Below are 10292 nucleotides of genomic sequence, written 5' to 3'. Positions count from 1 at the left end.
CCGTTCTTGCGTACACTTTGGCATTGGCAGTCCCCGGTTGCAATTGACATCGAACACCAATGACAACGCGCTTCGGCACGGGGCTGCCGACTCCTGCTAATGAAATATCCGGGTTAGCTGGAAGCTGCGTCCGGCCGAAGTGTCGCGCAGCATCGACACCATGGCGCAAGACGCGCGCTTTGCGCCGCTGCTGGTGCTGGACAAGGTGGGCATGTACGGCGGCTCGGCCGGCGGGCATACAGCGCTGAGCCTGGCAGGCGGGCGCTGGTCGCCGGCGGTCTTCAAGCAACACTGCGAGGCTCACATTGCCGACGACTTTTCTTCCTGCGTCGGCTTCATCACCCGTCCGAGCGGAGGTTTTCTGGACGGTATCAAAAAAGCCGTGGCGCTGAACGTGATCCGCCAGCGCTTTGACGATGCCGCCTGGCAAACCTACACCGACGCGCGGGTACAAGCCATCGTGGCCAGCGTGCCCTTTGCCGCGGACTTCGACATGGCCTCGCTGGCCGCCCCGCGCATCCCGCTGGGCCTGGTCGTGGCGCAGAAAGACATCAACCAGGTGCCGCGTTTTCACATCGATGCCGTGCGCGCAGTGTGCGCATCGTGCGAAGTCATCGCCGACCTGCCAACCGCTGGCCACGGTACCATGCTTTCACCGCTTCCGCCGTTCAAGCCCGGCACGATCGCAGCTGAACTGCTGGGCGACCCGCCCCGCTTTGACCGTGCGGTGTTACCCGAAGTTGACCGCAAAATTACTGCCTTTTTCAGAAAGCACCTGCTGCCATGACCCGCAAATCCATTGCCCTTGCCACCTTCACCGCCGTAGCGCTGGTCCTCACTGCGCTGGCCGCTGCCGTCGCCTTTGGCGGTCCCGCGCCGATTGCGCCACTGGCCAGCATCAACCAGCCCTTCGCCAACGTGGACTTCAGCGCCGTACCGCGAGCCAGCCGCTTCCAGGCGCGCGACGGCACGGCCCTGTCCTGGCACCGCTACCCGGCTGCAGGCGCGGCCACCCCAGCCCGCCGCGTGGTGCTGGTGCACGGCTCGTCGGCGCGCGGGCGCAGCATGCATGTGCTGGCCCAGGGCCTGGCGGCCGCTGGCTTCGAGGTGGCGGCACTGGACATGCGCGGCCACGGCGACTCCGGCCCACGCGGCCAGGCCGGCTACATCGGTCAGCTGGAGGACGACGTGGAAGACTTCATGCGCGCCGTTCCCCACGCCGGGCCCAGCACGCTGCTGGGGTTTTCGTCGGGCGGCGGCTTCGTGCTGCGCTTCGCCGGCGGCTCGCGGCAAGCGCTGTTCGACCGCTATGTGCTGCTGGCGCCCTACCTGCGCTTTGACGCGCCCACGGCCCGCCCCGACAACGGCGGCTGGGCCTCGGTGGGCGTCGCTCGCCTGGTCGGCCTGCAGTTGCTGAACAAGGCCGGCATCGCGGCCTTCAACCACCTGCCGGTGCTCAATTTCGGCCTGGACGACGAGGCCCGCAAGTTCCTCACGCCCAGCTATTCCTACACGCTGGCCGCCAGCTTTGGGCCGCATCACGACTATCTGGGCGACATCCGCGGCGCGCGCGGCGTCCTGCACATCGTGGCTGGCAAGGACGACGAGCTGTTTCATGCCGACCGCTTTGCTGGGGTGTTCGCCGATGCCGAAAAACCGGTGACCGTGACCCTGGTTGCCGGTACCAACCACATGGGCCTGACCCTCCAGGACGCCGCAGTACGCGCCGTGGTGCAGGTGATAAGCGGCGCGGCGCAGGAGCCGCAGGCGCGCCTCCCCTAGAATCAGTCCCACCCGCAGTACCCCGAGATGACCACGCCCCTGTCCCCCGAAGAAATGGACCGCCTCGCGCGCAAGCTCGCCGGCGCCAAGCTCGGCTGGTACAGCCACGCGGCCGTCTACATCACGATCAACCTGTTTCTTTTTGCAAACTCCGAGTACGGCTTCGGCCACCGGCGCTGGTCCTTCTTCCCGCTGCTAGGCTGGGGCGTCGGCCTGGTGCTGCACGGCATTTCGGTGTTTGTGCTGGGCACCGGCAACGGGCTGACCGAACGCATGGTGCAGAAAGAACGCGAGCGGCTGCAGCGCGAGCGCCGCGATGCGTTCTGACCCCTCCAACCGGCTCGGTACGGCTCCATGAAAATCGACTGGGTTTCCAAGCTGCGGCATCTTCTGCAGGTGTGGGCTTTTGCGCTGATGATCGCGACCGTCCAGTACGCCTTCATGCCGGACCGGCCTTACGGCCCACCGCTGGTGTATTCGCTGTTTATTGCTACCATCACTTGGGCCGTGATCGACCTGGGGCGCCACATGCTTCCCTCCAGCGCCGAGACCGGCTGGCCCCAAGGCTGGACCGGCCTGGCGCTGGTGCTGGGCGGCATCGTGGCGGGTTACCTGGGCGGCACCCGGATCGCTGACGCCCTGTGTGTGTACTACGGCTGGTACCCACCGGATGCCGGCCACCAGGACCCGGCCCAGCTTCGCAGTTCCATCCTGATCACCGCCATCGCCGGCATTGCCGGAAGCTTCTATTTTTATACCATCAACAAAAGTGCCTACCTGCAGCGCAAGATGACCGAGGCGCGCCAGCACGCCAGCGAGGCGCGGCTCAAGCTGCTGGAAACCCAGCTTGAGCCGCACATGCTGTTCAATACCTTGGCCAACCTGCGCGCGCTGATCGCCACCGACCCGCCGCGCGCCCAGGTCATGCTGGACCACATGATTGCCTACCTGCGCGCCACGCTGGGTGCCTCGCTGCAGGCCACGCACAGCCTGCAGGACGAATTTGAGCGGGTTCGCGATTACCTCGAACTCATGGCCATCCGCATGGGCCCGCGCCTGAGCTATACGTTGGACCTGCCACCCGAGCTGACGCAGCACCCGGTGCCCACCTTGCTGCTGCAGCCGCTGGTGGAAAACTGCATCAAACACGGGCTGGAGCCCAAGGTGGAAGGCGGCAGCATCAGCGTCAGCGCGCGCGTCGAGGGCGCGGACATCGTGCTGGACGTCACCGACACCGGCATCGGCCTATCCGGGGCAGAAAGCGGGCGCACCGGCTTTGGCATCGCACAGGTGCGCGAACGCCTGGCCAGCACCCACGGCGCTCAAAGCGCTATCGAATTGGTAGCTGTCAGCGCAGGCGGGACGAGGGCTACAGCCCGATTTCCCTATAAACCATGACCAGCCATCACCCTGCCACCGCCCTGATCGCCGAAGACGAGCCCCTGCTGGCGCAAGCGTTGCAGGCCGAGCTGGCGCGCGCCTGGCCCGAGCTACGCGTGCTGGCCACCGTGGGCGACGGCGCCTCGGCTGTGACGCAGGCGCTGGCGCTGCGGCCCGACGTGCTGTTCTTTGACATCCGCATGCCCGGTCTGGGTGGTTTGGAAGCCGCAGCCGAGCTGGCCGATGAATGGCCGCAGGACACGCCCTTCCCCGCACTGGTGTTTGTCACCGCCTACGACCAGTACGCGGTGCAGGCCTTTGAGGCCCAGGCGGTGGACTACCTGCTCAAGCCGGTGCAACCGGCCAGACTCGAAAAAACAGTGTCAAAAGTGCAGCTAGCCCTTATGACACGGGCGCAAGCAGCTATAAATTCAGGAGCAAACGAAAGCCCCAGCCTGGACCAGGCGCTGGAGCAATTGCGGCATTTGCTGGCGGCCACCGCACCAGCCGCACCCGCCGCACCCGCCGGATCGGCGCCAGCGCTCAAGGTCATCCAGGCCAGCGTGGGCAGCAGCATCCGCATGGTGCCGATTGCCGAGGTGCTGTATTTCGAAGCCGCCGACAAGTACATCCGCGTGCTGACAGCGGCGCACGAATACCTGATACGCACCCCGCTCAAGGAGCTGCTGCCTCAGCTTGATCCACAACGCTTCTGGCAGGTGCACCGCAGTACCGTGGTGCAGGCCGATGCCATCGACAGCGTGCATCGCGATGAAGCCGGCAAGCTGTCGCTGAGCCTGCGCGACCGACCGGAAAAACTGGCCGTCAGCCGCCTGTACAGTCAACAGTTCCGGGCCATGTAGCGCCCGACTCGGACTATTCGGATTATTCGCATGACAGAACCCGCGACCCCTGCCGCCATCCTCGAATTCTGGCTCGGTGAGGACTTTGCCTCCGGCTGGCCCGCAAGCGATATGGGCAAGCAGTGGTTTAGCGGCACACCCGAGCTGGACCAGCAGATCGCCGACCGCTTCGGAGCACTGGTTGAACAGGCGCTGGTCGGCGGGCTGACGGAATGGGAAGCCCGGCCGCTGGACCGGCTGGCGCTGGTGATCCTGCTGGACCAGTTTCCGCGCAACATCTATCGCGGCCAGGCCCAGGCCTTCGCCGGCGACGCGCGTGCCCAGCGCCTGGTGGCAGACGCGCTCGCGCAGGGCATGGACACCGAGCTGCCCTGGGTGGGCCGCGTGTTTCTCTACATGCCGCTGATGCACGCGGAAAACCTGCCATTGCAGGAAGAAGGGGTGCGGCGCTTTCGCAAGCTCGCCACCGAAGCACCCGAAGACCTGCGGGACACGCTGACCAGCAGCCTGCGTTTTGCCGAACAGCACCGAGACATCATCGCCCGTCTGGGCCGTTTTCCCTACCGGAACAATGCGCTGGACCGCACCAGTTCGGCGCTGGAATACGAGTTTCTGAAAAACGGCCCGCGCTTCGGGCAATAGCCACAGTCGCAATCGCAATCGCAATCGCAGCCGCAGCCGCAATCGCAGCGCCGGGCGAACCCCAGCGCCACGAAAATTTGCCACGATTTCTCCCGCAACTTGAATCCAGCGCCGCCCATCGCTGCGTACCCCCGACAGGACGCAATGACGAGGCCCTGCGGGGGGCCGGTCATGAACGTCAATAACAACTGGCAGCCGCCAGCTCACCTCTCACCTCTCACTTAAGCAGGAGTTACCCATGATGATGATCCGTACCGCCATCGCCACTGCCGCCGTTTCGCTGATCGCCGCCTGCGGCAGCATGCCGCCCATGATGCCGACTTACTTGCAGGCCAGCCTGCCCGCCGCCGTGCAGGTACCCGCCGGCAACCGGGTCGTCATGGAAACCGTGGGTATGGGCGAGATCACCTACCAATGCAGCGCCAAGAAGGACATGGCCGGCCAGTACGAATGGGTCTTCGTTGGTCCTGATGCCAGGCTGCTGGACCGCAGCGGCAAACAGGTCGGCAAGTACTACGGCCCACCAGCCACCTGGGAAGCCATGGACGGCTCCAAACTGACCGCCGTGCAGGTCGCTGTAGCGCCCAATACCGCCATGGCCGGCAGCATTCCGTTGCAGCTCGTCAAGGGCAACCCGGCCATGGGCTCCGGCGCCATGCAGGGCGTGAGCTATATCCAGCGTGTAGACACGCGCGGCGGCGTCGCCCCGGCCACCCCCTGCACTGCCGACAACCTGAATGCCAAACAGATCGTCAAGTACCAGGCCGACTACATCTTCTACAAGGCCGTGTAGGCCCTGCCGGTTGTTCTCGGGGAAGCTCGCTTTCTCAACAGATGGTGAGCGGCCAGCTCTGAAGTTAGGCGGAGCTGGTTTTAGCCCACAGGCCGCCCTGCGCCCTGTGGGCCTTTTTTCCCCTGTTCGCAGCCCCAGGGGCAGGTGCACCACGAAGAGCGCGCTTGCCTTGCAGCATGCCGGTCAGGCGTCCTACAACCGCTTACATCATTCCCCGCTCCACTGACATCTGGCACAAAACACACGGGGGAAAACAAATGAGAAGCACCAACACACACGTTCGCACTGCTGGCAAAAGCCTGTTGGGCACCACTTTTCTGATCACCGGCACCGCGCTGATCATGGCGGCCTGTTCAAGCCCACCGCCGCTGCCCAAGATGCACAGCCAGGACCGCCTGCCCCAAGCTGTGATGGTGCCCGCTGGCAACAGCGTGGCCCTGGAAACCCGCGCCACCGGCATCCTCAACTACGAATGCAAACCCACTGCCGCCGGCCCCTACGGCTGGGTGCTGGTCAGCCCGCAGGCCAAGCTGCTGGACCGCACCGGCAAAGACGTGGTGGCCTACTCCGGCCCCCCTGCCACCTTCAAACACATTGACGGCTCCAGCGTTGTCGGCACGCAGATTTCGGTGGCGCCCAATGGCGACTACACCTTGCCCCTGCAGCTTTCGCGCGCAGAGCCTTCCAAGGGTACCGGCGCGCTGCAGGGCATCAGCTTCATCCAGCGCGTCAACACCCAGGGCGGCGTTGAAAAAACCAAACCCTGCGCCGCGTCCAACAACGGCGAAAAGCTGACCCTGCCCTACCAAGCGGATTACGTCTTCTGGCGGCAAGGTTGATACATCGGGGTAAACCCTCAAAGCAGCCGGGCAAGGGAGCCCGCCTGCGTTCTTTGTGGTCCACCTCCTACACCGCTAAACCGCTGGATGACGTCTACTGAATTCACGAGTAAAGCAGAGCAGAGCAGCAACAATTGAAAGAGGTGATTGCCATGAGAAGCACGCACAACACAATTCGCGCATTGGCGATTGGCTTGGCTCTGACGCTGCTGGTCGTCACCGGCACCGCCGCCATGATGGCAGCCTTCTCCTCCTCTCCCCCCACCACTGACATTTACCGGCGCGCCGCCGTGACGCCAGAGCCCGCTTCACTGATGGCTACCGGCCATGACAGCGTCCTGTACGAGCGTGTGGTGCTGGCCGACGGCCGAGTGCAGTGGGTACTCACGGATGAGCCTGCCACCGCACTGTCCACACTGGCCAAAAACGCCGGAGCTCCGGTGACTGCGGCAACCACCACAAGGTCGCAGCTTTATGCCAGTGCAGCAAACACAGTCAGTTACACCCTGGTGGTCAAGCCTGCCGGCCTGAGCAAGCCAGTGACGAATTGCGCCCGTTCTGCCAACAGCGCCTATGACATTGCGTGTAAGACCATGATTTGACTGAGCTGAAATCAGTCCTTCATACCGCTACTTCAGCTTTTCGCCCACCGCTGGACACGTTGTCCGGCGTCAGTTCCTGTTCAGCCGTTGCCAGCCAGCCCACCGTTCAGGTCCGCAGAATTTGCTTTGTCGGCGTGGCTGGCCTGACATCAGCTGATGCCGAGTCACTGATCGCACCACTATCGGGTTTCATCACCGGGAAATCTCTTGAATACACACACTGGCAAGCGCTCTTCCGTCAGCCAAATGGTCGGCCTCCTGCTGGCCGCCGGGGCCCTGACATTGATGGCCGGCTGTTCGGCGCCCAGGCCGCCCCTGAGCGAGTACCTCACCCAGCAACCGGCCCTGCCTGGCGACATCCGCGTACCTGCCGGCCACCAGGCCGTGCTGGAAGCACGCGGCATCGGCCAGCTTCAATATGAATGCCAGGCGACCAATCGTTCACCGTGGCAGTACGCCTGGCTGCCACTGGACCGCAGCATCGAGCTGCGCGACAGTTTCAACAACACCATCACGCTGGCCCGCAGCGCACGCAGCTGGGTACACCGCGACGGCTCCGAGCTTGCGGTGCGTGAATTTGTCGAGGTAGACAACGGCATTGTCAACCTGCCGCTTCAGCGCGCGCGGGTCGAACCATCCTCCCTGCCCGGCACCTTGAACAATATCAGTTATATCCAGCGCGTTCGTACCCTCGGCGGCCTGCCTTCCATACGTAACTGCAGCGCGGCCGAGCTCGGCATGCGCGTGCGTGTGCCCTACGAGGCCGACTATGTGTTCTGGCGCCAACTCAGCTCTTGATCCCCTTCCTCCATGAAAAAGCCCGCAGGCTTCAAACCTGCGGGCTTTTTTTGTTGCCTGGCGAGCCGGCTTAGCGGTAATAGCCGTGCCCATAACCGTGGTAACGATGCCCATGGCCGTGGCTGCGGTGCCCATGGTTGCGGTAGTGATGCCCCCCAGGGTAATACACCGGGGGCGGCGCCACGTAAACCGGCGCCTGCACATAAATCGGGTGAGGACGGTAAATCGGCCGCGGCTGGACATAAACCGGCTGCGGTTGCATGTACACCGGTTGCGGCTGGTAGCCATACACCGGCGAGCCATACACAGGTGAGGTGTAAACCGGGTACGCATTGCTCACGCCGACCACCACGCCCGGGGTGGACACCCCGATCGAGAAATTGACGTCGCTGCGGGCATGCGCGCCGGTCGAAAAACCCAGCGCGGCTACCGACACAACGGCTGCTGCACCTGCCATCAGCAGCGTCCGGACGGACGATACGGAATGGGTGATTGTCTTGATCATCTTGCTTTCTCCTTGCGTCGGGCAGAGTGCCCAAATGGAAATTAAACGACGTGAGCCCTCGCTAGCCTACCGCACGCACGGTGAAGAGCGTTTCCAAAAGTAAGCTGCGGCCCGGCTTTACAAATGCGCACCCCCTAGAATCAAGCGCATGACTGCCTCCCCCGCCGACAAAGAACCCCTCAAAACCAGCAACTTCCTGCGCCAGATCATCGAGAACGACCTGGCCAAAGGCACCTATTCCGGGCGAAAGTGGGGCGGCAGCCCCGGCGACGCCGCCCACCATGCGGCCGGCCAGCCCGACCAGGCCAAAGTCCGCATGCGTTTTCCGCCCGAGCCCAACGGCTATCTGCACGTCGGCCACGCCAAAAGCATCTGCCTGAACTTTGGCCTGGCGCGCGACTATGGCGGCGTGTGCCACCTGCGTTTTGACGACACCAACCCCGAAAAGGAAGACGCCGAATACGTCGATTCCATCAAAGACTCGGTCCAGTGGCTTGGCTTTGACTGGCATAACGCCAGTGAAATGAACCTGTATCAGGCCAGCGACTACTTCGACTTCATGTACCGCGCTGCGGAGTACCTGATCGAAACCGGCAACGCCTATGTCGACGAGCAGAGCGCCGACGAGATGCGCCAAAATCGCGGCGACTTCGTCAAGCCCGGTATCAACAGCCCGTTCCGCGCCCGCACCTCGGCGGAGAACCTGGCCCGCTTCCGCGAAATGCGTGATGGCAAGCTCGCAGACGGCGCCGCCGTGCTGCGCGCCAAGCTTGACATGGCCAGCCCCAACATCAATCTGCGCGACCCTGCGATTTACCGCATCCGACGCGCGCACCACCACAACACGGGCGACACATGGTGCATTTACCCGATGTATGCATACGCGCACCCGATTGAAGACGCGCTGGAAAACATCACGCACAGCATTTGCACGCTGGAGTTTGAAGACCAGCGCCCTTGGTACGACTGGCTGCTCGACAAGCTGGCCGAAGGCGGGCTCATCGCCAGCCCGCACCCGCGCCAGTACGAATTTGCGCGCCTCAACCTGACCTATGTGCTGACCAGCAAACGCAAGCTGGCCCAGCTCGTCAACGAGAAGCGCGTCAGCGGCTGGGACGACCCGCGCATGCCCACCATCGTCGGCCTGCGCCGCCGCGGCTACACGCCCGAGGCCATCCAGTTGTTTGCAGAACGTATTGGCGTTACTAAAAGCGACAGTTGGATTGACTACAGCACGCTGGAAGGCGCACTGCGCGACACGCTGGACCCCATCGCCCCCCGCGCCATGGCCGTGCTCGACCCCGTCAAGCTGGTGCTGACGAATTGGGACGAGGTCATGGGCGCAGGTGTACTCGATGACTGCTCTGCCCCCGTACACCCGCACCACCCCGAGCAGGGCAAGCGTGAATTCAAGATCGGCAAGGAAGTCTGGATAGAACGCACCGACTACGAGGAAACACCGCCCAAGGGTTTCTTCCGTTTATTCCCCGGCAACAAGGTCCGCCTGAAATACGGCCACGTCATCGAATGCACAGGCGCGACCCGGGGCGCGAACGGCGAGATCACCGAAGTTCAGGCCAAGCTGATTCCCGACACCAAAAGCGGCACCCCGGGATCGGACGCCATCAAGGTCAAGGGTGTGATCACCTGGGTCGGCGTCAACGACGCGGTGCAAGCCGAAGTGCGCTTGTACGACCGCCTCTTCACCGTCGAACATCCCGGCACGGGCGACAAGGATTTTCTGGAAGAGCTGAATGCCGGCAGCTTGAAAACGGTGACGGCGTTTGTGGAGCCTTCACTGGCCGATGTGCCGGCCGGGACGCGCTTTCAGTTTGAGCGGCATGGGTACTTTGTCACTGACTTGAAGGATCACGCTGCGGGGAAAGCGGTGTTCAATCGGGTGACGGGGATGAAAGACAGCTGGGCAAAATGAAACCTGACACATACTCTGTGGTCAATCGTCGGCATGAATCGCCCCGGGTTTCATGGAGGCTGTTTGGTTTAAGTCATGCCTCCACCGTGGAGGCTTGACTGGCGAGTTGCCGGTAGTAGTTTGCCTCAGCTTCTGCCGGAGGTATATATCCGATA

General features: G+C 63.4%; 12 protein-coding genes. 11 read left to right on the top strand and 1 reads right to left on the bottom strand.

Translation table 11 applies throughout. The features are described from left to right. Positions 1-160: 160 nt before the first annotated feature. From H0W47_RS17460 to H0W47_RS17415, 10 genes are all read left to right on the top strand, one after another. On the top strand, positions 161-787 hold the full coding sequence (locus H0W47_RS17460) for a hypothetical protein (protein WP_367265428.1): 627 nt from the start codon (positions 161-163) through the stop codon (positions 785-787). After that, on the top strand, positions 784-1782 hold the full coding sequence (locus H0W47_RS17455; protein ID WP_296926697.1) for an alpha/beta fold hydrolase: 999 nt from the start codon (positions 784-786) through the stop codon (positions 1780-1782). The genes H0W47_RS17460 and H0W47_RS17455 overlap by 4 nt, the downstream gene beginning before the upstream one ends. A 27-nt stretch (positions 1783-1809) precedes the next feature. Continuing rightward, positions 1810-2109, top strand: coding sequence for a 2TM domain-containing protein (locus H0W47_RS17450; RefSeq protein WP_296926696.1), 300 nt, complete (start codon positions 1810-1812; stop codon positions 2107-2109). Positions 2110-2136: 27 nt separating this feature from the next. After that, complete coding sequence (locus H0W47_RS17445; protein WP_296926694.1) at positions 2137-3180, top strand: sensor histidine kinase; 1044 nt, start codon at positions 2137-2139, stop codon at positions 3178-3180. Continuing rightward, entirely contained in the window at positions 3177-4025 is an 849-nt protein-coding gene (locus H0W47_RS17440; RefSeq protein WP_296926692.1) for a LytTR family DNA-binding domain-containing protein, read from the top strand. Before H0W47_RS17445 ends, H0W47_RS17440 begins: the two co-directional genes overlap by 4 nt. Positions 4026-4055: 30 nt before the next feature. Further along, positions 4056-4667, top strand: coding sequence for a DUF924 family protein (locus H0W47_RS17435; RefSeq protein WP_296926690.1), 612 nt, complete (start codon positions 4056-4058; stop codon positions 4665-4667). Between the two features lie 241 nt (positions 4668-4908). Then, positions 4909-5460 (top strand): DUF3455 domain-containing protein, encoded by a 552-nt coding sequence (locus H0W47_RS17430; protein ID WP_296926699.1) that lies wholly within the window; start codon positions 4909-4911, stop codon positions 5458-5460. Positions 5461-5717: 257 nt separating this feature from the next. Next, a complete protein-coding gene (locus H0W47_RS17425) occupies positions 5718-6299 on the top strand; it encodes a DUF3455 domain-containing protein (protein ID WP_296926689.1) in 582 nt (193 codons plus the stop codon). Between the two features lie 152 nt (positions 6300-6451). Beyond that, on the top strand, positions 6452-6901 hold the full coding sequence (locus H0W47_RS17420) for a hypothetical protein (protein WP_296926687.1): 450 nt from the start codon (positions 6452-6454) through the stop codon (positions 6899-6901). A gap of 207 nt (positions 6902-7108) precedes the next feature. Beyond that, a complete protein-coding gene (locus H0W47_RS17415) occupies positions 7109-7699 on the top strand; it encodes a DUF3455 domain-containing protein (protein WP_296926685.1) in 591 nt (196 codons plus the stop codon). A 70-nt stretch (positions 7700-7769) separates the two neighbouring features. On the opposite strand, the gene H0W47_RS17410 is transcribed toward H0W47_RS17415, so the two are convergent. Further along, complete coding sequence (locus H0W47_RS17410) at positions 7770-8204, bottom strand: hypothetical protein (RefSeq protein WP_296926683.1); 435 nt, start codon at positions 8202-8204, stop codon at positions 7770-7772. A gap of 148 nt (positions 8205-8352) precedes the next feature. Here H0W47_RS17410 and H0W47_RS17405 point away from each other — a divergent pair, with 148 nt between their 5' ends. Continuing rightward, entirely contained in the window at positions 8353-10137 is a 1785-nt protein-coding gene (locus tag H0W47_RS17405; protein ID WP_296926681.1) for a glutamine--tRNA ligase/YqeY domain fusion protein, read from the top strand. Positions 10138-10292 lie beyond the last annotated feature (155 nt).

This window comes from Polaromonas sp. (genome assembly GCF_013817205.1).
Lineage (GTDB): Bacteria > Pseudomonadota > Gammaproteobacteria > Burkholderiales > Burkholderiaceae_C > Polaromonas.
The sequence above is the reverse complement of the archived record's forward strand: the minus strand, read 5'-3'. Positions and strand labels throughout refer to the sequence as shown.